We start from the raw sequence: 19,922 nt of genomic DNA, 5'->3' as shown, positions 1-19,922 counted from the left end.
CGACCTCGATGCACCAGCCTACGACGGCAGCGGCGGCGCGGCGGGCACAACCGGGACCCCGCCGCAGATCAGCTACCGGCGCCGTCGAGGTAGGCGAGCACCGCCCGGACCCGGCGGTTCGTGTCGTCGGCAGCCGCGATGCCGAGCTTGGCGAAGATCGACGTGGTGTACTTGCTGATCGCGCCCTCGCTCAGGAACAGCCTGGCCGCGATCGCCGCGTTGGACAACCCCTCGGCCATCGACTCCAGTACCGAGCGCTCCCGCTCGGTGAGGGCGGCGAGCGGGTCGACCCGGGCCGGCCGGCCGAGCAGTTTCGCGACCACCGTCGGATCCAGCGCGGTACCACCGTCCGCGACCCGCTGCAGCGCGTCGGTGAACTGGTCGGCGTCCAGCACCCGGTCCTTGAGCTGGTAGCCGATCCCGCCCCGGTCGTCGGCCAGCAGCTCGCGCGCGTAGAGCTGCTCGACGTGCTGGGACAGGATCAGCACCGGCAGGCCGGGGATCTCCCGGCGGGCGGTGAGCGCCGCCTGCAGGCCCTCGTCGGAGAACGTCGGCGGCAGCCGGACGTCCACGATGGACACGTCGGGCCGGTGGGTGCGCAACGCGTCGAGCGCCTCCGGACCGGTACCGACGGCCGCGACGACGGTGTGCCCGTACGCTTCGACCAGCCGGACCAGCCCGTCCCGCAGTAGGAACAGGTCCTCGGCTACGACAACGCGCATGGCACCGCCACCGTGATCCGGCTCGGCCCACCGGCCGGGCTGTCGATCCGCAACACCCCGCCGAACGCCGCCATCCGGCGCTCGATCCCGGCCAGCCCGGACCCGGTCAGCCCGGACCCGGCCCCGCCGGCACCGGGCTGCCCCGTCCCAGCCGGCTGGCTCGCCCCGGCCCCGCCGGCACCCGGCTGCCCCGTCCCAGCCGGCTGGCTCGTCCCGGCCGGTGCCGGACCGGCGCCCGGTGCGGCACCGCCGATACCGTCGTCGGTCACGGTCGCGGTCAGCACCCGCTCACCGTAGTCCAGGTCGATCTCGACCCGGCTCGCCCGGGCGTGCTTGACCGCGTTCGCGAGCAGTTCCGCGACGGCGAAGTACACCGCCGACTCCACCGGCCGCTCCGGCCGGGCCGGCAGCGTGCTGCGCACCTCGACCGGCAGCGCGGCGTCCAGCGCCAGCGCCCGTACCGCGTCGACCAGGCCCCGCTCGGCGAGCACCGGCGGGTTGATCCCGCGTACCAGCGCGCGCAGCTCGGCCAGCGCCGCCGCCGACGAGGTACGGGCCTGCGCCAGGATCCGCTTCGCCTGGTCCGGGTCCCGGTCGACCAGCCGCTCCGCGGCGCCCATCGACATGCCCAGCGCGACCAGCCGGGCCTGCGCCCCGTCGTGCAGGCCGCGCTCGATGCGCTCCAGCTCGGCCGCCTGGTTCTGGGTCAGGTCGGCCCGGATCGCCTCCAGCTCCTCGACCCGCTGGTCGAGCCGGCGCGGCGACGGGCCGAGCAGCCGGGTCCCCAGCGGACCGAGCAGCCGCCAGCCGAACGGCGCCGCGGCCAGGCCGGCCGCGCACAGCGCCGCGCCGTACCCGATGCCACCGGGCCGGGCGAGCAGGTAGCCGCCGGCCGCGAGGCAGGCCAGCGGTGCCGCGGTCGCCGGCAGGACGGTGACCGCGGCGACCAGCAGCCAGCGCGCGTCGCGGCGCAGCTGCGGGTCGTGGTGGCGGGCGTCGAGACCGGCCCGGCGGCGGGCCTCGCGCTCCGACTCGTGGTAGGCGTAGCCGTTCCACCAGAAGCCGGTGGCCATCCGGGTGACCGGCAGCACCGGGTTGTACCGGGGTTCGATCGTCACACCGAGCCAGCGTCCGGCCGCCCAGCGGGCGGCCCGGCTCAGTGGCCGGCCGAGGAACGCCACCACGAACCAGCCGGCCGCACCGGTCCACACCAGCGTCATCGCGACCTCACCGGCGGTCACCAGCAGCAGTACCGGGAGCGGGGCGGACAGGTCGGCCGACCAGGTCCGGGCAAACCGGAACCCGAAGAACGAGACGGGCACGGCGACCGCGGGCAGCACGCCGGTCACCCCGACCAGCACCGCCGACCGGTACAACCCGAGCCCGACGGCGCGCGCCCACCGCAACGGACCGTCCTCGGCCGACCGTGTCATCGCCGCCCTCCCCGCATCGTCGTCATTGTCGCAACCGGCGCCGGCCCGGCCGGCGCCGCCGACCCACTCGCGCGGGTCGCCGATCCGGTAACGCCGGGTTCCGTCCCGCCCCGCGGTGCACCGCTCGGCTTGGCCGACAGCCGGGCGGCGCGGCGCCGGCCGACCGCACCGCTGACCGCGAGCACCGCACCGACCGCGGCCAGCGTGACGGCGTGGATCAGCAGCCCGGCCGCGACGATCTCCGACACCGCGGCCAGCGCCACGCCGGCGACGACGAACACGGCGCCCAGGCCGGCCCGGATCCGCGGCGAGACGCGGTTCAACAGCAGCAGTAGCAACACTTCTCGGCTCCGTTCGCTTCGTCCCCGGGCAGCCTGCCGGGCGACACCGACGACGCTACGAACCGTGCGGTGCGGCCGGTATCCGTCCACACCCCGGGACGGGTGGGTCCAGCCCCACCCGTCCGGCCCGACCCCGGTGGCAGGATCTGCGGCATGCCCCGGCTCCTCCCGCGGCGACGCTGGCCGCGCCGCGCGCTGCTCGTGGCGCTCGGCCTGGCTGCCGCCGCCGTACTCGTGGCGGCTGCCGGTGCGGTGGCACTGCAGGTCGAGGGCAGCGGCACCCCTGCGCCCACCGCCCGCGGCACCGGGCACGACGCCGAGTGGCTCGGCCACGCGTGGGTCGACGGCCGGAAGAGCCAGTCCGACGTGGACGCGCTGGCGGCCCGGTTGCGGCACACCGGCATCCGCGACCTGTACGTGCATGCCGGCCCGTTCCGCGACGACGGCAGCCTGGACCGGTCGCAGCGGCCCCGGGCCAGGTGGCTGGTGACCGCGCTGCACCGGGCGTTGCCGGGGGTACGGGTGCAGGCCTGGCTCGGCGCCCATCCGGTGCCCGGGCAGCTGCGGCTGGGCTCCGCGAGGACCCGGGCCACGATCCTCGCCTCGCTACGCCAGGTGCTGCGCGACGGGTTCGACGGCGTGCACTACGACTTCGAGCCGGTCGCCGACGGCGACGCCGACCTGGTCACCCTGCTTGCCGCGAGCCACCGGGCGACCCGCCGGTACCATGCCGTCCTGTCCCTGTCGGCGAGCCTGCTCGCGCCGGTGCCGGGGCTCGCCAGCACGATCCGCGCGCTGCCGGGCGGGCCGCGGGGCGTCTGGTCGCCCGGTTACCTGCGCCGGCTCGCGGGCCACGTCGACCAGGTCGCGGTGATGCTGTACGACAGCTGCCTGCCGACCGCGACCAGCTACGCCGGGTACGTCCGCCGGGCCACCGGCCTCGCGCTGGGCGTGGTGCCGGGCAACGTCGCCCTGTTGATCGGCGTACCGGCCTATCACGACCGCACCGCCTGCCACCGCGGCGACGCCGAGACGATGGCCGCCGCGCTGCGCGGGGTGCGGCTGGCCCTCGGGCACCGGCCGCGACGCCGGACCTTCGGGGTGGCGCTGTACGTCGACTTCGCCGCCACCGCGGCGGACTGGGCCAGCTACCGCACCGCCTGGTCCTGACCGCCTGGTCCTGACCGCCTGGTCCTGACCGCCTGGTCCTGACCGCCTGGGCCTGACCGCCTGGTCCTGACCGCCTGGGCCTGACCGCCTGGGCCTGACCGCCTGGGCCTGACCGACTGGGCCTGACCGCCTGGGCCGGGCACGCCGGGGCCGTGCCGGACCGGCCCCGCCCGGCCGACGCCGCGGTACCGGGGCCGCGTCGGGCCCGGCCCGGATCCGCCCACACCGCGCGATGCCCGCGTACCGGCTGGTCGGGTGCGAGACCGCGACCGTTAGGTTCAGCGGCATGGGCATCCTCGCGCACGGCTTCGGCTTCGACCCGACCTACGGCTACGACCTCGACCGGTTGCTCGCCGTGCCGGCACCGGTGGCGCCGGCCGGGTTCGCCGAGTTCTGGCGCGGGCAGTACGCGGCGGCGCTGGCGGTCGATCCGGACCCGGTGCTCGGGCCGGTGGAGGACAAGCGGGACGGCTGCCAGGTCTTCGGGGTCACCTTCAGCTCGGTCGGCGGCGTACGCCTGGGCGGTTGGGCGGTGCTGCCGGACGAGCGACCGGCCCGGCACGGTTTCGTCGTGGGGCACGGTTACGGCGGCCGGGCCGCAGCGCGGTCGCCGTTGCCGCTGCCGTGCTCGGCCGCGATCCAGCCGTGCGTCCGCGGGTTGCCCGACCGGGGCCGGACGCCCGGCATCCCGGACACCACGGCCGAACACGTACTGCACGGGATCGAGGCGCCGGAGACGTACGTCATCGGCGGCTGCGTCGCCGATCTGTGGTGCGCCGCCACCGCGCTGCGCCAGCTGGTACCGGAGCTGACCGAGCGGTTGGGCTACCTCGGCGAGAGCCTCGGCGGCGGGCTCGGCGCGCTGGCACTGCCGTGGGACGAGCGGTTCGCCGCCGCGCAGCTGACCGTGCCGACGTTCGGCAACCAGCCGCTGCGACTCACCCTGGACTGCGCGGGCAGCGGCGAGTCGGTTCGCCGGTACGCCGCGCGCCATCCGGAGGTGACCGAGGTGCTGGCGTTCTTCGACGCGGCGACCGCGGCCCGGCAGCTCACCGCGCCCACGCTGGTGGCCGCGGCCCTGTTCGACCCGTCGGTGCCGCCGCCGGGCCAGTTCGCGGTGCACAACGCGCTGGCCGGGCCGGCCGAGCTGGCGGTGCTGACCGCGGGCCACTTCCAGTACCCGGACCTCGACGCCGAGACCGCCGCGCTGGCCGCGGCGACCAGCCGCTTCTTCGCCGCCCACCTGGCCGCCTGATCGCCGGGCCGGGCCCGGTCAGGCGCGGGCGACGCGGTACAGCACGTCGTGGCCGAACCGCGGGCTGCGCCCGAGCTCGTGCAGCCGCACCCCGGCGTGCCGTAACGCGGCGGCCTGCCCGGGATAGACCACCAGGAAACGGATCCGGTAGGCGCCGAGCAGGGCGGCGCGGCGGGCGTGGCCGGTCGCCGGGTCGAGGATCGCCGCCCGGGCGGCGCGGCGCGCCGGCGCCGAGCGCAGCCACGGTTCCGGGTAGGCCGGGGCCAGCGTGAAGATCCGGTAGCCGGGCAGCATCCGGGCGGCGTGGTACGTACCGGCCAGCACGGTCCGTCCGGTGCCGATCCAGCGGGTGACCCACCCGTAGCCCACCCAGTCCCGTTTCGTCGCCAGGTGCCGGTCCAGGCTCGCCGGCAGCGGCGCGGCGTAGTGCAGCACGCCGGCCTGGGTGGGCAGCGCCACCAGGCAGCCGAGCGCCGCCGCGGCCACCGTCAGCCGGCCGCGGCCCGTGCCGGGACGGCGGGCGAGCTGTTCGGCCACCTCGATGCCGACCGCGAGCTGCCCCGCCAGCAGCACCGCCGGCAGCAGCCGGGCCCAGGTGGCGTGCCCGGTGACCCAGCCGTACCCGACGAACAGCCCGGCGAGAACGGCCAGCCAGGCCAACGGATCGGTGCGCCGCCGGTACACCCGCAGCGCCAGGGCCGGGATGCCGGTGGCGAGGCCGAGCCCGTAGAAACCGAGCAGATGGTGGTAGAGCGGCGCCTGGATCCGGTCCAGCCCGCCGGTCGACGACAGCAACGACAGCACCGGGAAGTACGGCCAGGTGGCGAGCGCGGCGGCCGCGATCGCGACGGCGGCCGACCAGCACGCCACTTCGACCAGGTTCAGCCGGCGCCGGCCGCCGACGACCAGTGCCAGGCAGCCGAGCGCCGCCGCGACCGCGGTGAACTGGTGGTCGAGTACCACGTCGGCGGCGAGCAGGCCGGCGACGGGGAAGGTCCAGGGGCCGCCGCGCCCGACGAGCCGGGCGGCGACCAGCCCCCACAGGTGCAGCGTGACGCCCAGCGCGAACGCGGCCGGGTAGGACAGCGTGATGGCCAGCGACTGGAGGCCGAGGAACCCGCTCCAGGTCAGCAGCGTGGTGCCCTGCAGCAGGAGGATCGCGACCAGCGCCGCGAGCGGCGCCCACGGCGCGGTCGACAACCGTCGGACCAGGTGGTGCAGGCCGCTGGCGATCAGCAGCGCGTTGCCGAGCGCCGAGACGCGCAGCACGTCGTACCCGCCGAGGCCGGTGACCCGCGCCAGCAGCGCCTGGACCAGGCTGTACGGCGAGTAGTAGGGGCTGGCGGCGTGCGCGCCGACCAGCGGGTCGGGCGGGTCGCCCAGGTGCCGGGACAGCTGCTCGACGACGGCGATGTGCAGCCCGGTGTCACCGCTCCACGGAAACCACCAGGCGACGGCGAGGCCGAGGGCGGCGCCGACCGCGTAGAGCGCCACGGTCGGGACGAACCGGCCGCGGCGCGGCACGACGGCGCGCCGCGGCATCACCTGCGTCAGACCGACGAGCACCGTACGACCCCCCGTGAAACGTCCGGTTCCTGCCGGCCGGGGGGATCAGGGGCCCGTTTCGGGCCCGGTGCCGGTGCGATGGCCTCGCCCATCGAGCCTAACTACGACAACGTTATGTAGTAGATAACGGCCGCTCAGAACTGGGCTCGATCCGCTGCGTGTCCGTCCTCAGTAGACGGACACCGCAACGGTACGCACCGGCGAGGCAGAATGTGGCGATGAAGTACGCGCTGTTGATCTGCGACGACGAGACGGCCGCACCGAGCAACGAGGAGCTGGCCGCCGACCCGGTGCACCAGGCGTGGCTCGACGACCTGGAACGCCGCGGCGCCCGCCTGACCGGCGCCCGGTTGCGTCCGGTGGTGGACGCGACCACGGTGCGGGTCCGGGACGGCGAGACGCTGGTGTCGGACGGCCCGTTCGCCGAGACGAAGGACTTCGTCGGTGGTTTCGCCATCGTCGAGTGCGCCAGCCTGGACGAGGCGATCGAGATCGCCGCCGGCCATCCGTACGCGCGCTGGGGCGCGGTCGAGATCCGCCCGGTCTGGGAGTGAACGCGCCCGGCGACCGGGTCACCGCGGCGGTCGAGACGGCGTACCGGGAGGAATGGGGCCAGCTCGTCGCCACCCTGATCGGCCTGACCGGCGACTGGGACCTCGCCGAGGACTGCGCCCAGGACGCGTTCGCCGCGGCGCTCGCCACCTGGCCGCGGGACGGGGTGCCGCGCCGCCCCGGCGCGTGGCTGCTCACCGCGGGTCGGCACCGCGCCCTCGACCGGCTGCGTCGCGACGCCACCGGCGCGGCCAAGCTGCGCCAGCTCGCGGTGCTCGAACGCGACCCGGCGGTGGCGGCGGCCGAGGAGATCCCGGACGACCGGCTGCGCCTGATCTTCACCTGCTGCCACCCGGCGCTGCCGTTCGCCGCCCGGGTCGCGCTGACGCTGCGCACCCTGGCCGGGCTGACCACCACCGAGATCGCCCGGGCGTTCCTGACCACCGAGCCGGCCATGGCACAACGGCTGGTGCGGGCCAAGCGCAAGATCGCCGAGGCCGGGATCCCGTACCGGGTGCCGCCGGCGGAGGTGCTCGGGCAGCGGCTGTCCGCCGTGCTCGCGGTGCTGTACCTGATCTTCAACGAGGGGTACGGCGAGGAGCGGCCGAACGCGCGCCGCGCGTTGACCGCCGAGGCGATCCGGCTGACCCGGGTGCTGTGCCGGCTGCTGCCGGCCGAACCGGAGCCGGCCGGACTGCTCGCACTGATGCTGCTGCACGAGGCGCGCCGCGCCAGCCGCACCGCCGACGGGACGCTGGTGCCGCTGGAACGCCAGGACCGGTCGGCCTGGGACGCGGCACTGATCGCCGAGGGGGTCGCGGTCCTCGACGGGGCGCTCGCCGCCCGCCGCACCGGGCCGTACCAGGTGCAGGCCGCGATCGCCGCCTGCCACGCCACCGCACCGGACCCGGCGAGTACCGACTGGGGCCAGATCGCCGCGCTGTACGCGACGTTGGCGCGGTTGGCGCCGTCGCCGGTGGTGGCCCTGAACCGGGCGGTCGCGGTGGCGATGGCCGACGGGATCCCGGCCGGCCTGGCGCTGGTCGACGAGTTGGCCGCCGACGGCCGGCTGGACGGCTACCACCTGCTGCCGGCGACCCGGGCGGACCTGCTGCGCCGCGCGGGCCGTACCGGCGAGGCCCGGCAGGCGTACCGGGACGCGCTGGCGCTGGCGCCGACCGGGCCGGAGCGCCGCTACCTGGAGGCCCGGCTGGCCGAGCTGGCCCCGGACGAGCCCGCCACCTGACCTGCCGCGCCGGCCGGGAGACGCCACCGGGAAATTGTTTCGCTGCCGGTGTCGATCCGGCGGCGCGCGGTTCGTCGGTGGGGTGAGAGTCCACCGACACGGAGGGAACGGTTCCGATGAACACCGAGATCGACACCGCGGCGCCTGCCATCACCGATCGCGCCGCATACCAGGCACAGCTGGACGAACTGCGCAGCAGGGAGAAGGAGCACAGCCGGGCCGGTGACGCGATCGCCGCGGCCCGGCGGCGGCTGCCGATGGTGGAGGTACCGGCGGCGAGCCCGCTGATCGGCCCGCACGGGCCGGTGACCTTGCTGGACGCGTTCGAGGGGCGGCGCCAGCTGATCGCGTACTACCAGATGTGGCACACCGGCGCACCGGCCGCGCAGCAGTGCCCCGGCTGCACGTTCTTCAACAGCCAGGTGCGGGAGCTGGCGTACCTGCACTCGCGCGACGTGACCTACGCGACCCTGTGCCAGGGCCCGTACGAGCAGAGCGTCCGGTACCGCGACTTCATGGGTTGGGACGTGCCGTGGTACTCGGCGCAGCCATCGCTGGACACCCTGCTCGCCGGCCGCGGCCCGTTCGTACTGGCCTGTTACCTGCGCCGGGGCGACCGGGTCTTCGAGACGTACTGGACCACCGGGCGCGGGGTCGAGGCGATGGACCAGAGCTACGGCCTGCTGGACCTGACGGTGTACGGGCGGCAGGAGCCGTGGGAGGACTCGCCGGCCGGCTGGCCGCAGGACATCCCGGACCCGGCCCGGGTCGGCGACCGCCCCGCCGCGCAGTGGTCCCGGATCCGGGCCGGACGCTCCGACGACCTGGGTGCCCCGGCCACCGCCGACTGATCGGGCCCGGCCGCCGGCCCGGCGGCCGGCTCCGGCCACGCCGGCCGGTCGCGCCGGCAGGATCGGCGGTCCGGCGCCGCGGCCGGGCCGCGGCCCGAACCGGGCCCGGTCACAGCACCCGGCGAACGCCGGGCAGCCGCCGGATCGGGCCGGCCAGGGCGAAGCAGGCCGGCACCGTCACCGCCGCCAGCAGTACGACCTTCGGCAGCGTCGGCACCGCGAGTGCGGAGAGGCCGTAGCCGGCGGCGGTCACCACCGCGGCGTGGCTGACGTAGACGGTGAACGCGTGCCGGGACAGGTACCGGCGCAGCGGGCCCTGGCCGTCGAACCGGTGGCGGAACAGGGCGATCAGGGCGAGCAGCAGGCCCACCGCGAAGCCGGAGTCGAACAGGGCGTAGCACAGCGAGCTGGGGGTGCCGTGGCCGGTCCAGCCGGTGAGGCCGCCGCTCAGAGCCAGTGGCAGGAACAGCACCGTGGCCCCGGCCGCGAGCCCGGCGCCGAACCAGCCGAGCCGCGGCGTGACGGCGTGGAACCAGCCGCGCCGGTACGCCAGCGCGCCGAGGGCGAAGAACCCCGCGTACTGCGGCAGGTAGGCGCCGGTCGGAAAGTCGACCACCGGCAGCCAGAACCCTTCCGGTACCACGATCCGCAGCGCGTACGTCGCGAGCGCCAGCAGCGCCACGAACCCGAGCACGGCGCGCCGCTTCGGCGCCCCGCCCGCGTCCTCCGCCCAGCGCAGCAGCCCGTTCGGGCGGCCCGGCCGGCCGACGCCGGTGCCTGTCGCGGGCTCTCCGGCCCGCGGCGACCGGCCGCGGGTCCGCGATCGACGGGCGCCGGCCACCGCGCGTACCGCCGCGTAGCAGCCGTCGAAGACCAGCAGCGCCAGCGCGAACCACAGCGGCCCGGACCCGATCGCGTGCAGGTACGCGGTCCCCAGCGAACCGCCGTGGTAGTCGCCGACCGACAGGATCGGGTTGAGCACGAAGTAGAAGACGAGCAGCGGGATGCCCAACCGGACCAGCCGGTCGCGCAGGAACGCCCGGGCACCCTTCCGCTGGTACGAGCCGGGCGTGAAGTGCCCGGACAGCAGGAAGAACGCGCCCATGAACCATGCCTGGTTCAGCATCAGGAACGCGGTGAGGCCGATTCCGACCGCGGTGCTCGTCGGCTGCTCGTCGTAGTACCACATGCCCAGACCGCTGTAGCCGACGGCGACGTGGTGCAGCACCACCAACACCGTGAGCAGGATCCGCAGGTTGTCCACGAACCACAGGCGGCGCCCCGCCCGGTCGCCGGTCCCGTTGCGCACCAGGGAATCCGGCTGGTCTCGCAACACGCTCATGATGGTCTCCGTTCGCCGATGTCCTGCCGCGTCACCGGCAGCAGGACGAACGTACGAAGCGGGTGACATCGGCGGTATCCCGCTGGACCCCGTGCCGGGTGGGTCCAGGCCCACCATCGGCGAGCAGCCGATTAATAGAGTGGTTGCTCTGGTAATGTGCTCTCATGACCCGGGAACGGACGGAACGACGGTGGCCGCTGCTGGTCGGGCTGTTCCTGCTCGCGCCGTACCTGGGCGAGTTCCTGCTCGGCAACCAGCCGATCACCGCGCTGCCGTGGCTGCTCGCCCTGGCACCCATGTACGGCGGGGGCGCGCTGCTGGTCCGGGAGGTCGGGCGCCGCCTCGGCGGCGGCTGGCCGGTGCTGGTGCTGCTCGCCGCCGGGTACGCGCTGCTCGAAGAGGGCCCGATCGACCAGATGCTGTTCAACCCCGGCTACCTCGGGCTGCCCAGCTTCGCCGGCCTCGCCCCCATCCCGGGGCTCGACATCAGCGCGGAGCTGGTGCAGGGATCGCTGACACTGCACACCATCTGGAGCATCTGCGTGCCGATCGCCCTCGTCGAGGGGTTCGCCACCGAGCCGCTCCGGCCGTGGCTGCGCCGCACCGGTCTCGCCGTGACCGCGGCGATCTTCGTCCTGGGCTGCACCGCGCTGGCCTTCGTGCAGTACGACACGTACCGGTTCGTCGGCAGCGGCGGCCAGTTCGGCGTCGTCGCCGTCGCGATCGTGCTGCTCGTCGCCTCGGCCGTGCTCGTCGCGCGGCGCTGGCCCGGGCCACCGCGGATCGACCCGCGGCGCCGGCCGGCACCGCCGGCCGTGCGCGTCGGCGTCGCCGCATTCCTCGTCTCCAGCGGCTACTGGGCGATCGACACCGTGCTCTCCTGGTTCCTCGGCGCGTGGCCGCAACTGGCGATCTGGGCGGCCTACGCGGCCGGCTGCGCGGTACTGCTGGTGCGCTGCTCGCACCGCGCCGGCTGGGGCGCCGGGCACCGGCTCGCGGTCGCCGGCGGGTTGCTGCTCACCTACGTCTGGTACGGGCTGGTGCACGCCACCGACCTCGGTACCCCGCTGCCCCTCGCCCTCGCCGGCACCATCGCGTTCGGCGCCGGCGCGATCGCCCTGCTGTTCGCCGCGGTACGGGCGCACCACCGGCACACCGCCATCACCGTCGTCCCACCGGAATGAGAAGGCACATGCCGCAGCCACTCCCTGCCACCGAGGTCGCACTGCTGGTCCGCACCGGCTTCGCCGACGACACCGGGTGGACCTCGATCCTGACCGACGTGTTCGAGCCGGAGGAGGACAGCGGCCTCGGCATGCAGGCCGGCGTGCACCCGCTGAACGACCCGCAGTACGCCGGATGCACCCTCGCCGAGGTGCTCGCCCTGGTGCCGCCGGAGTACCCGCACACGTTCCTGTTCGTGGTCGACGACGTCGCGCTGCGCGAGTTCCGGCACCCGCTCCTCGTCGTCGACCTGCACCCGGCGGAGCGGGGACGCAGTTTCCGGTGCGTGCCGGAGGCGGTGCGCACCATCGAGGCGAACCTGTTCACCGACAACCTCAGCTTCGACGAGCTCGTCGCCGGCGCCGACGCCGACGGCATCTACCGCAACCACTGAGCCACCACCTTCCGGCCCGGTGGGCGGAAGATGGGGCAGGCGGTGCGGTCGGGCGGCCGGTGCGGTCCGGCCGCCCGTCGTGGTCAGGTGGCGCAGTACGGTCAGACACCCAGCGCGAGCAGACAACCGGTGCGGTCAGGCGGCCCAGTGCGGATCGCGGCCGATGAAGCCGATCAGCCGGGCCTGCACGTCGGCGTCGTCGCTCACCGCGACGCGCGGCCCGTACTGGCCGGACGAGCGCAGGATCTCCTCCATCGGCTCCAACCCGCCGAGCAGCTGCCCGCAGAAGTCGGCGTCCAGCCGGTCGTCCTGGCCGGTGGCCCGGGCCAGGTCCCAGGTGTGCATGAACACGTCGGCGGTGTAGAACTGGTCGATCGCGGCATCGAGCGGCACCGTGCCGAGGTGCGGGTTGGACAGGCTGCGGTGCACCGTCTCCGGGTCGTCGAGGATCGCCTGCACCGACTCGGTGTGCGCCTGCCAGGCGGCCACCGGGTCGTCGTCGACCGACGGCCGGGCCGGCAGCTCGATGCCGGCGCCGGCGGCCAGGAACGCCGGGAACCAGTCGGTCAGGTGGCGCACCACGTCGCGGGCGGTCCAGCCGGCGACCGGCGCCGGCGCATCCCAGCGGTCGGCGCCCCGGACCCGGTCGGTGAACAGGCCGGCAACCTGCCGGTGCCGGTCGGCCGGGCGGTCAGACAGTGCCATCGTCGAGCATCCTCTCCAGCTTCGCGTAGCCCTCGGCGATGCCGACCTCCATGCCGCTGCGCAGGATCGCGTCGCGGGCCTCGAAGCTGTCCACCAGCGACTGGGTGTGCAGCCGGGTGCGGCCACCGCCGAGTTCCTCGAACCACATCGTCTCCAGCGCGACACCCTCCGGCGCCCCCTCGTACGTGAAGGTCTGCACCAGACGCGCCGGGCCGACCTCGTGGAAGCAGCCGTGGAACCAGTGCTCGGTGTCGCCGTCGACCGAGACGTAGCGCCAGCTGCCGCCGGTGCGCGCGTCCCAGTGGTCGATCCGGGTGGTCAGCGCATCCGGCCCGACCCACCGCACGAACAGCCCCGGGTCGGTGTGCGCGCGCAGCAGTTGCGCCGGCGTCGCGCCGAAGTCACGCGTGACCCGGACGATCGGCAGCCGGCGGTCCGCCTCGATCCTCGCCTCGGTGAGCTGGCTCATCGTCGTCTCCCCCCATCTGCGCCAGGACCGCGTCCAGGCGCTGGTAGCGCTGTTCGACCCGCACCCGGTGCCGCTCGATCCAGGTGTCCAGCAGGTCCAGGGCCTCGATCTCCAGCCGCACCGATCGGGGTTGCGGGCCGCGCGGTCGGCTGACCAGCCCGGCGTCCTCCAGCACCCGCAGGTGCTTGTAGATCGCCTGCAACGAGATCCGGTACGGCTCGGCGAGCTGGCTCACGGTGGCATCGCCGTCGGCGAGCCGGGAGACCATGTCGCGCCGGGTCGGGTCGGCGAGGGCGGCGAAGGCTCGGGTCAGCGTGTCCATCGCACCCCCTTTCAACTCATCGGTTTAAAGAGAGCCTAGCCGGCACCCGCCACTCCGTCAACCTCTCGGTTGAAAGCGCAGTATGAGTGGGCCGGGCGGCGAACACCCGGCGGCGACTCGGTGGGACTGGGGGCAGGGTGCGCGACGGCGACGAGCGGCAGGTGCGGGTCGACCGGGTCGCCGTTCCCGGCATGGCCGGGCACGGCACGACGAACCGGCAGGGCACGATCGGGTACGGCACGAACGGGCAGGGCACGAACGGGCACGACACGAGCGGGCAGGACACGAACCTGCGCGGCGTGCGAGGCGGGCCCGGCGCGGACGGGCACGACACGAACCTGCGCGGCGTGCGACGCGGGTCCGGCGCGGACGGGTCCGGCGCGGACGGGCCGGGTACCGGCAACCCTGACGCCGCCGGGCCCGACGCGGGCGGTCCCGACGCCGCCGAACCCGGCGCGGACCGATCGGACGCGAGCGTTTCGGGTACCGACCGGTCGGCCCGGGGCGGCTTCGGCGCCGACGCGATCCGCGCGATCGCCGACGGCGCCCGGCTGACGCTGTCGCCGCGGCTGCTCGCCGAGGTGGCCGCCAACCGCGAGCAGGTCCGCGCCGCGCTCACCGACCCGAACCGCCCGGTGTACGGGGTGACGACCGGCATGGGCGCCTTCGCCGGCCGCCGCCTCGACCCCGACGAGCAGGCCAGCCACCAGCTCCGGCTGCTCACCGCGCGGGCGGTCGGTGAGCCGCCCTGGCTCCCGGTGGCGGACGTCCGAGCGCTGCTGGCGATCGTGCTGCGCACCGCGCTGCGGCCGGAAACCGGGGCGAGCGCCGAGCTGTGCCGGTTCCTCGCGGACCGGCTCAACGACGGCTTCCATCCCGCGGTGCCGCGCGAGGGCATCGGCTGTGCCGGCGAGATCATCCCGCTGTGCCACGCCGGCCAGGCCCTCGCCGGGATCGGCACGGTACTGGCCGAACGCGACCCGGCCGCGCCGGGCGGGGATCCGGCCGCCGCGGCCGGCCTCGCAGACCCGTCCGGCGACCGCGTCGAGGTACCCGCCGCCGAGGCGCTCGCCGCCCGTGGCGTCGAGCCGTACCGGCCGGGTCCGAAGGAGGGCGTGATCCTGCTGGAGGGCATCCCGGTGGCCACCATGCACGGGATCCGGCGCGGCGCCGAGGCGGCCACCGCGACGGAGCGGCTGCTGGTCGCCGCGGCGGCGACGATCGACGCGCTCGGTGCCCCCCGCGCCGGGTACGACCCGCGGCTGGCCGCGGGCGATCCGGTGCTGGCGGACCGGTACGCGCGGCTGCGGGCGCTGACCGACGGCGGCACCGTGCGGGCCGGCGTGCTGCACGCGCCGGTGTCGTTCCGGGTGGTACCGCAGGTGCTCGCGCACCTGAGCCGTACCGTCGCGGATCTCGCCGGCGCGGTGGACCGGGCGCTGGGCTGGGTGACCGACTCCCCCGCGTTCCTGGCCGGCGAGTTCGTGTCCACGGCCGGTTACCACGCCTGCGAGCTGGGGCTGCGGCTGGACGCGGTGACCGCGGCGCTCACCCACGCCGCGGAGTCGAGCGTGCAGCGGATGGCACGGCTGCTGGACGAGCGCTACAGCGGGCTGCCGCCGCAGCTGGCTGCGGTACCCGGGCCGCAGGCCGGGCTGGTGACGGTGCACAAGCGGGCGGTCGGCGAGTTGCAGGCGCTGCGGCGCCTGGCGGCGCCGGCGACGCTGGGTTCGCTGGACACCTCGGCCGGGCAGGAGGACCTGCAGGCGTTCGCGCCGGCGGCCGGCGAGCAACTGCGTGCCGCGCTGGACCGGGTCGAGTCGATCACCGCGGCCGAGCTGCTCACCGCGTACCAGGCGTGGACGGTGCGGGGAGCGGCGATCGCGCCGGCGCTGGTACCGCTGCGCGCGGCGATCGGCGAGCTGGTGCCGCCGGTGTACCAGGACCGGCCGCTGGGCGTCGACCTGCGCCGGCTGCGCACCGCGCTGCGGTCCGGCGCCCTCGACGTGGCCTCGGCCTGACCGGCCCCCGGCGCGGGCCGGGTCCGGCCGGTCAGTCGGGCAGCGACTCGATGTGCAGGGTGAGCTTCTTCAGGATGCGGTTGAGTGCGGCGCGTTCCCGCTCGGTCAGGCTGCCGACCAGCTCGTCCTCGGCGGTGCCGCGGTTGGCCATCGCGCCGCGCCAGATCTCGGTGCCCTTCGGGGTGATCTGGACGATCACCCGCCGCCGGTCCTCGATCGCCGAAACCCGCCGGATCCAGCCCTTCTTCTCCAGCGTGTCGAGCCGGCCGGTCATCCCGGCGCCGGAGATCTTCAGGTCGTCGGCGAGTTCGCCGGGTGAGGCCGAGCCGGGGGTGTTCCGGATCATCAGCTCGTGCAGCGTCTTGTACTCCGACTCCTGCAGGTCCGAGGCGGCCGCGGCACGCTTCATCGTCTCGCCGAGGTAGTGCGCGATGCGCCCGATCCGGGTGACGATGCCTTCGACCTGGTCGTCGTACGAAATGCCCGACCAGTGGTCTCGCCAACGGGCCACGTGACGGTCGGTCCAGTCCTCCGGCGGCATACCCCCATCCTAGCGACAGTGCTTCGGCGACGAGAATCTCGCTGGCGAAAATTTCGTTGACGAAAGATTCGCCAGCGAAATACCATCATCGCCATGACCTCTGCTCCGGCCGCGGCGCGGCCGCTGGCGTACCGCAACTTCCGGTTGCTCGTGATCGGCGCCGGCACCAGCTCGTTCGGCAACGCCATCACCCCGGTCGCCCTCGCCTTCGCGGTCCTGGCGCTCGGCGGCTCGGCGAACCAGCTCGGCCTCGTCGTCGCCGCGTACGCGCTGGCCGACGTCGCCACCGTGTTGTTCGGCGGCGTGCTCGGCGACCGCCTGCCCCGCGCGGCGATGATGCAGGGCTCCGCGATCGCCGCGGCGGCGACCCAGGCACTGATCGCGGCCAGCCTGATCGGCGGCTGGTCGAGCATCTGGCTGCTCGGGGCCGTCGGCGCCGTCAACGGATGCCTCGGCGCCCTGGCCAGCCCCTCATCCTCGGCGATGACCCGGCACACCGTGCCGGAACCGTTGCTGCGCAAGGCGGTCACCCAACGCCGGCTGGCGCAGAACGGCGCCCAGATCGTCGGCTTCGCGGTCGCCGGGGTGATCGCCGCGACGCTCGGTTCCGGCTGGGCGATCGCGATCGACGCGGCCACCTTCGCCGTCGCCGCCGCCTGCTATCACCTGCTGCGGGTGCCCGAGCCGGCGCGGGAGCGGCACGCGTCGATGCTGGGCGACCTCGGCGCCGGACTGCGCGAGGTGCTCCGGCACACCTGGCTGTGGATGCTCATCCTGCAGGCCCTGCTGTACCACCTGTTCTACGGCGGCGTGCAGGGCGTACTGGGCCCGATCGTGGTGTCGGCGACCTGGAGCAAGGCGGCCTGGGGCTGGGCGCTGGCGGCGCTGATGATCGGGTTCCTCGCCGGTGGCCTGCTGTCGCTGCGCTGGCGACCGCACCGCGGGTTGTTCCAGGGCACCCTGTTGCTCGCGTTGACCGGCTGCTTCCCCGCCGCGATGGCCCTCGGCGTACCGGGAACGCCCGGCCTGGTTCTGGTGCTGACCGGCGCGTTCCTGCACGGCCTCGGGCTGGAACTGTTCTCCGTCAGCTGGGAGCTGTCCATCCAGCAGAACGTGCCCGAGGACAAGCTCTCCCGGGTGTACTCCTTCGACATGGTCGGCTCGTTCGTGGCGCGGCCGGTCGGGCTCGCGCTGACCGGGCCGCTGTCGGTGCTGACCGGAACCACGTCCTGGCTGTGGGTGTGCGCGGTGATCATGGCGGGCGGCTCGCTCGCCGCCGCGATGCTTCCCTCGGTCCGGCAGCTGCGCCGGCACGACCCGGCCCCCGTCGAGGAACTGGACCCGGTCGGCTCCGGTACCTGACCAGCACCGCACCCCGACCGGGCGGGTCGGCGCGACCGCGGTCGGCCGTGGCGACCCGCCGCTGCGTGGGCCGGCCGGTGCCCCTCCCCCGCGCCTACACTGGTGCGATGGCGGGCGACGGGCGGCCGGCACGGGTCGAGGACGTGCACCAGCTGGCGCGAGCGATGCCGTACGTGAAGGTCGAGCGGGGATCGACCGGCAACCCCGTCTACAGCGTCGGCGGGAAGTCCTTCGTGTTCTTCCGCACGCCGCGGCCGGACGCGGTCGACCCGGACACCGGCGAGCGGTTCCCGGACGTCATCGTCTTCTGGGTCGAGTCGGAGGCCGACAAGCAGGCGCTGGTGGCCGATCCCGACTCGCCGTTCTTCACCACGCCGCACTTCGACGGCCACCGGTCGGTGCTGGTCCGCGCCGAACACCTGGACCGGTTGAGCTACCAGGAGCTCGCCGAGGTGGTGCAGGACGCCTGGCTGTCGCAGGCCTCCGCCCGCCGCGCCCGGGCCTGGCTCGACGCCCACCAACTGACCTGAGGACCCGATGACCGACCAGATACTGCACTACACGGCGTTCACCAGCACCCCCGACGGCGGCAACCGGGCCGGGGTCGTCCTGGACGCCAGCGGGTTGAGCGATGCCCGGATGCTGGAGATCGCCGCGGCCGTCGGGTACTCCGAGAGCGCCTTCCTGACCCCGGGCGCCGGGCCGCGCGATCACACGTTGCGGTTCTTCAGCCCCCGGGCCGAGGTGGACTTCTGCGGGCACGCCACCATCGCGACGGCGGTCGCGCTCGGCGACCGGATCGGCCCCGGCGACCTGCTGTTCCACACCCCGGCCGGCCCGGTACCGGTACGCGTGGCCCGGCGCGACGGGGCGCTGACCGCGACGCTGTCCAGCGTGCCGCCCCGGGTGTACCCGGTCGACCCGGCGGACCTGGCCGAGGCGCTCGCAGCACTGCGCTGGCCGGCGAGCGAGCTGGACCCCGCGCTGCCTCCGCGCATCGCGTTCGCCGGGGTCCGTCACCTGGTCCTGGCGGCGGCCACCCGGGGCCGGCTCGCCGCCCTGGACTACGACTTCGACCGGCTGCTGGCGCTGATGCGGCGGCTGGAGCTGACCACCGTCCAGCTGGTGTGGCGCGAGTCGGCGACGGTCTTCCACGCCCGTGACCCGTTCCCGGTCGGCGGCGTGGTGGAGGACCCGGCGACCGGGGCGGCGGCGGCCGCCTTCGGCGGGTACGCCCGCGAGCTGGGGCTGGTGCCTGACGATGCGCGGCTGACCATCCACCAGGGGTACGACATGGGCCGGCCGAGCCTGCTGCGGGTCGATCTGCACCCTGGCGAGGCGTCGGTGCGGGTCACCGGCACGGCGGTACCGATCGACCCGCGGCCGACGGCCGCACCCTAGGGCACCTTACGGAGTCCCACGTGCCGGCGGCACCTGGGAGCTGCACCGCAGGTCGGCCTGCCGGCCCGGGCGCCGCATCTCGGGTGCCGCGCGCCGGCGCCGCATCTCTGGTACTGCGCGCCGGCGCCGCATCTCGGGTGCCGCGCGTCGGCGCCGCATCTCGGGTGCCGCGCGTCGGCGCCGCATCTCGGGTGCCGCGCGTCGGCGCCGCATCTCGGTGCCGCGCGTCGGCGCCGCATCCGGGTACCGCGCGCCGGGCGCCGCGGCCCGGAGGAGGGCACGGTCGTCCGACGGTCAGGCCGCCAGGGCGCGGCCGGCCTCGGCGGCGGCCTCCTCGGCGCTCTTGCGCAGCATGGCGGCGTGCTCGCGGAACTCGTCCAGCGCCGGGTTGACGCCGACCAGGGTGAACTCGCGTTCGACCACGGTCAGCTGGGCGCCCCACACGTCGGCGAGGATCCGCCGCAGGTAGCCGGTGTTGTGGTCCCAGCCCTCCCGCGGCGTGCCCGGCCCGTACGCGCCGCCGCGGGTGGTGACCAGCACCACGGGCGTGCCGGCGAGCAGCGCCGCCCCCTGGTCGGCGCCGGCGATGGCCAGGTCGATCCAGGTCTTGACGTGCTGTGAGACGCCGTAGTTGTAGAGCGGCAGGGCCAGCACGGCGGCGTCCGCGGCGCGCAGTTCGTCGGCGACCTCGCCGGCCAGCGCCAGCGCCGCCCGAGCGGCCGGGGTCCGCTGCTCGTCCGGGACCGCCTTGGCGCCGAGCGCGGCCCGCCAGGCATCGGCCGGCAGCGGCTGCTCGCCCAGGTGCCGGGTGACGATCGGGTCGGCCGGCCGGGCGGCACGGAATGCGGACACCACCTGGTCGGCCAGTGCGCTGCTGCTCGAACCGTCGCCCTGGATGCTCGAATCGATGCGCAACAGGGTCATGAAGGGTGCTCCTCGCGACGCACCCGGCGACGCGGGCGCCGGGCTAGTTGAATGTTCAATCGGCACCGTAGCGCGTTGCAA

21 protein-coding genes are annotated in these 19,922 nt (G+C 74.9%); 11 read left to right on the top strand and 10 right to left on the bottom strand.

Translation table 11 applies throughout. From position 1 onward, the window contains the following. Positions 1 to 68 precede the first annotated feature (68 nt). From Athai_RS08685 to Athai_RS08675, 3 genes are read right to left on the bottom strand one after another with little or no spacing between them, the layout of a single operon-like run. The gene (locus Athai_RS08685) at positions 69 to 722 is read right to left on the bottom strand and encodes a response regulator transcription factor (RefSeq protein ID WP_203961014.1); all 654 of its coding nucleotides are present in this window, start codon (positions 720 to 722) and stop codon (positions 69 to 71) included. After that, positions 707 to 2,155 carry a sensor histidine kinase gene (locus tag Athai_RS08680; protein WP_239156815.1) on the bottom strand — a complete coding sequence of 483 codons (1,449 nt, stop codon included), beginning with the start codon at positions 2,153 to 2,155 and terminating at the stop codon, positions 707 to 709. Before Athai_RS08680 ends, Athai_RS08685 begins: the two co-directional genes overlap by 16 nt. Continuing rightward, positions 2,152 to 2,496: a hypothetical protein gene (locus Athai_RS08675; protein WP_203961013.1), complete on the bottom strand. Its 345-nt coding sequence runs from the start codon at positions 2,494 to 2,496 to the stop codon at positions 2,152 to 2,154. Before Athai_RS08675 ends, Athai_RS08680 begins: the two co-directional genes overlap by 4 nt. 153 nt (positions 2,497 to 2,649) lie before the next feature. Between Athai_RS08675 and Athai_RS08670 the strand changes: the two genes are divergently transcribed. Then, positions 2,650 to 3,666 carry a glycoside hydrolase family 18 protein gene (locus tag Athai_RS08670; RefSeq protein ID WP_203961012.1) on the top strand — a complete coding sequence of 339 codons (1,017 nt, stop codon included), beginning with the start codon at positions 2,650 to 2,652 and terminating at the stop codon, positions 3,664 to 3,666. 286 nt (positions 3,667 to 3,952) lie between these two features. Beyond that, positions 3,953 to 4,921, top strand: coding sequence for an acetylxylan esterase (locus Athai_RS08665; protein WP_203961011.1), 969 nt, complete (start codon positions 3,953 to 3,955; stop codon positions 4,919 to 4,921). A gap of 18 nt (positions 4,922 to 4,939) precedes the next feature. Here Athai_RS08665 and Athai_RS08660 read toward each other — a convergent pair whose 3' ends face one another. Next, positions 4,940 to 6,487: a hypothetical protein gene (locus Athai_RS08660; RefSeq protein WP_203961010.1), complete on the bottom strand. Its 1,548-nt coding sequence runs from the start codon at positions 6,485 to 6,487 to the stop codon at positions 4,940 to 4,942. A 218-nt stretch (positions 6,488 to 6,705) separates the two neighbouring features. Here Athai_RS08660 and Athai_RS08655 point away from each other — a divergent pair, with 218 nt between their 5' ends. From Athai_RS08655 to Athai_RS08645, 3 genes are all read left to right on the top strand, one after another. Continuing rightward, positions 6,706 to 7,041: a YciI family protein gene (locus Athai_RS08655; RefSeq protein WP_203961009.1), complete on the top strand. Its 336-nt coding sequence runs from the start codon at positions 6,706 to 6,708 to the stop codon at positions 7,039 to 7,041. Then, the gene (locus tag Athai_RS08650; RefSeq protein WP_203961008.1) at positions 7,038 to 8,285 is read left to right on the top strand and encodes an RNA polymerase sigma factor; all 1,248 of its coding nucleotides are present in this window, start codon (positions 7,038 to 7,040) and stop codon (positions 8,283 to 8,285) included. The genes Athai_RS08655 and Athai_RS08650 overlap by 4 nt, the downstream gene beginning before the upstream one ends. A gap of 116 nt (positions 8,286 to 8,401) precedes the next feature. Then, positions 8,402 to 9,136: a DUF899 family protein gene (locus Athai_RS08645; protein ID WP_203961007.1), complete on the top strand. Its 735-nt coding sequence runs from the start codon at positions 8,402 to 8,404 to the stop codon at positions 9,134 to 9,136. A gap of 109 nt (positions 9,137 to 9,245) precedes the next feature. On the opposite strand, the gene Athai_RS08640 is transcribed toward Athai_RS08645, so the two are convergent. Then, positions 9,246 to 10,478 (bottom strand): acyltransferase family protein, encoded by a 1,233-nt coding sequence (locus Athai_RS08640; RefSeq protein ID WP_203961006.1) that lies wholly within the window; start codon positions 10,476 to 10,478, stop codon positions 9,246 to 9,248. A 164-nt stretch (positions 10,479 to 10,642) separates the two neighbouring features. Here Athai_RS08640 and Athai_RS08635 point away from each other — a divergent pair, with 164 nt between their 5' ends. Both Athai_RS08635 and Athai_RS08630 read left to right on the top strand, forming a co-directional pair. Continuing rightward, positions 10,643 to 11,662 carry a hypothetical protein gene (locus Athai_RS08635; protein WP_203961005.1) on the top strand — a complete coding sequence of 340 codons (1,020 nt, stop codon included), beginning with the start codon at positions 10,643 to 10,645 and terminating at the stop codon, positions 11,660 to 11,662. Positions 11,663 to 11,670: 8 nt separating this feature from the next. Beyond that, positions 11,671 to 12,096, top strand: a complete 426-nt coding sequence (locus Athai_RS08630) for a DUF6924 domain-containing protein (protein WP_203961004.1) — start codon at positions 11,671 to 11,673, stop codon at positions 12,094 to 12,096. Positions 12,097 to 12,231: 135 nt separating this feature from the next. On the opposite strand, the gene Athai_RS08625 is transcribed toward Athai_RS08630, so the two are convergent. The 3 genes from Athai_RS08625 to Athai_RS08615 are packed head-to-tail and all read right to left on the bottom strand — an operon-like array spanning position 12,232 to position 13,592. After that, positions 12,232 to 12,801, bottom strand: a complete 570-nt coding sequence (locus Athai_RS08625) for a TIGR03086 family metal-binding protein (RefSeq protein ID WP_203961003.1) — start codon at positions 12,799 to 12,801, stop codon at positions 12,232 to 12,234. After that, positions 12,788 to 13,270: an SRPBCC domain-containing protein gene (locus Athai_RS08620; RefSeq protein WP_203961002.1), complete on the bottom strand. Its 483-nt coding sequence runs from the start codon at positions 13,268 to 13,270 to the stop codon at positions 12,788 to 12,790. Before Athai_RS08620 ends, Athai_RS08625 begins: the two co-directional genes overlap by 14 nt. After that, positions 13,203 to 13,592 carry an ArsR/SmtB family transcription factor gene (locus Athai_RS08615; RefSeq protein ID WP_203961001.1) on the bottom strand — a complete coding sequence of 130 codons (390 nt, stop codon included), beginning with the start codon at positions 13,590 to 13,592 and terminating at the stop codon, positions 13,203 to 13,205. The genes Athai_RS08620 and Athai_RS08615 overlap by 68 nt, the downstream gene beginning before the upstream one ends. A 137-nt stretch (positions 13,593 to 13,729) precedes the next feature. Here Athai_RS08615 and Athai_RS08610 point away from each other — a divergent pair, with 137 nt between their 5' ends. Beyond that, entirely contained in the window at positions 13,730 to 15,613 is a 1,884-nt protein-coding gene (locus Athai_RS08610) for an aromatic amino acid ammonia-lyase (RefSeq protein WP_203961000.1), read from the top strand. A 31-nt stretch (positions 15,614 to 15,644) separates the two neighbouring features. On the opposite strand, the gene Athai_RS08605 is transcribed toward Athai_RS08610, so the two are convergent. Next, positions 15,645 to 16,154 (bottom strand): MarR family winged helix-turn-helix transcriptional regulator, encoded by a 510-nt coding sequence (locus tag Athai_RS08605; RefSeq protein ID WP_203960999.1) that lies wholly within the window; start codon positions 16,152 to 16,154, stop codon positions 15,645 to 15,647. Positions 16,155 to 16,247: 93 nt separating this feature from the next. Here Athai_RS08605 and Athai_RS08600 point away from each other — a divergent pair, with 93 nt between their 5' ends. From Athai_RS08600 to Athai_RS08590, 3 genes are all read left to right on the top strand, one after another. Next, positions 16,248 to 17,516 carry an MFS transporter gene (locus Athai_RS08600; protein WP_203960998.1) on the top strand — a complete coding sequence of 423 codons (1,269 nt, stop codon included), beginning with the start codon at positions 16,248 to 16,250 and terminating at the stop codon, positions 17,514 to 17,516. Positions 17,517 to 17,623: 107 nt separating this feature from the next. Further along, entirely contained in the window at positions 17,624 to 18,046 is a 423-nt protein-coding gene (locus Athai_RS08595; protein WP_203960997.1) for an MmcQ/YjbR family DNA-binding protein, read from the top strand. Positions 18,047 to 18,053: 7 nt separating this feature from the next. Further along, entirely contained in the window at positions 18,054 to 18,917 is an 864-nt protein-coding gene (locus Athai_RS08590; RefSeq protein WP_203960996.1) for a PhzF family phenazine biosynthesis protein, read from the top strand. A gap of 294 nt (positions 18,918 to 19,211) precedes the next feature. Here Athai_RS08590 and Athai_RS08585 read toward each other — a convergent pair whose 3' ends face one another. Beyond that, positions 19,212 to 19,841, bottom strand: coding sequence for an FMN-dependent NADH-azoreductase (locus Athai_RS08585; protein ID WP_203960995.1), 630 nt, complete (start codon positions 19,839 to 19,841; stop codon positions 19,212 to 19,214). Positions 19,842 to 19,922 lie beyond the last annotated feature (81 nt).

This window comes from Actinocatenispora thailandica (assembly GCF_016865425.1).
In the GTDB taxonomy this organism is placed as follows: domain Bacteria; phylum Actinomycetota; class Actinomycetes; order Mycobacteriales; family Micromonosporaceae; genus Actinocatenispora; species Actinocatenispora thailandica.
This window is presented reverse-complemented; position numbering and strand designations above follow the sequence as displayed.

Bases quoted from the DNA above. Each gene is read 5' to 3' on its own strand.
- Athai_RS08615 (WP_203961001.1), bottom strand. From the start codon at position 13,592: ATGGACACGCTGACCCGAGCCTTCGCCGCCCTCGCCGACCCGACCCGG.
- Athai_RS08625 (WP_203961003.1), bottom strand. From the start codon at position 12,801: ATGGCACTGTCTGACCGCCCGGCCGACCGGCACCGGCAGGTTGCCGGC.
- Athai_RS08620 (WP_203961002.1), bottom strand. From the start codon at position 13,270: ATGAGCCAGCTCACCGAGGCGAGGATCGAGGCGGACCGCCGGCTGCCG.
- Athai_RS08605 (WP_203960999.1), bottom strand. From the start codon at position 16,154: ATGCCGCCGGAGGACTGGACCGACCGTCACGTGGCCCGTTGGCGAGAC.
- Athai_RS08640 (WP_203961006.1), bottom strand. From the start codon at position 10,478: ATGAGCGTGTTGCGAGACCAGCCGGATTCCCTGGTGCGCAACGGGACC.
- Athai_RS08680 (WP_239156815.1), bottom strand. From the start codon at position 2,155: ATGACACGGTCGGCCGAGGACGGTCCGTTGCGGTGGGCGCGCGCCGTC.
- Athai_RS08590 (WP_203960996.1), top strand. From the start codon at position 18,054: ATGACCGACCAGATACTGCACTACACGGCGTTCACCAGCACCCCCGAC.
- Athai_RS08665 (WP_203961011.1), top strand. From the start codon at position 3,953: ATGGGCATCCTCGCGCACGGCTTCGGCTTCGACCCGACCTACGGCTAC.
- Athai_RS08600 (WP_203960998.1), top strand. From the start codon at position 16,248: ATGACCTCTGCTCCGGCCGCGGCGCGGCCGCTGGCGTACCGCAACTTC.
- Athai_RS08585 (WP_203960995.1), bottom strand. From the start codon at position 19,841: ATGACCCTGTTGCGCATCGATTCGAGCATCCAGGGCGACGGTTCGAGC.
- Athai_RS08595 (WP_203960997.1), top strand. From the start codon at position 17,624: ATGGCGGGCGACGGGCGGCCGGCACGGGTCGAGGACGTGCACCAGCTG.
- Athai_RS08645 (WP_203961007.1), top strand. From the start codon at position 8,402: ATGAACACCGAGATCGACACCGCGGCGCCTGCCATCACCGATCGCGCC.
- Athai_RS08630 (WP_203961004.1), top strand. From the start codon at position 11,671: ATGCCGCAGCCACTCCCTGCCACCGAGGTCGCACTGCTGGTCCGCACC.
- Athai_RS08685 (WP_203961014.1), bottom strand. From the start codon at position 722: ATGCGCGTTGTCGTAGCCGAGGACCTGTTCCTACTGCGGGACGGGCTG.
- Athai_RS08670 (WP_203961012.1), top strand. From the start codon at position 2,650: ATGCCCCGGCTCCTCCCGCGGCGACGCTGGCCGCGCCGCGCGCTGCTC.
- Athai_RS08635 (WP_203961005.1), top strand. From the start codon at position 10,643: ATGACCCGGGAACGGACGGAACGACGGTGGCCGCTGCTGGTCGGGCTG.
- Athai_RS08655 (WP_203961009.1), top strand. From the start codon at position 6,706: ATGAAGTACGCGCTGTTGATCTGCGACGACGAGACGGCCGCACCGAGC.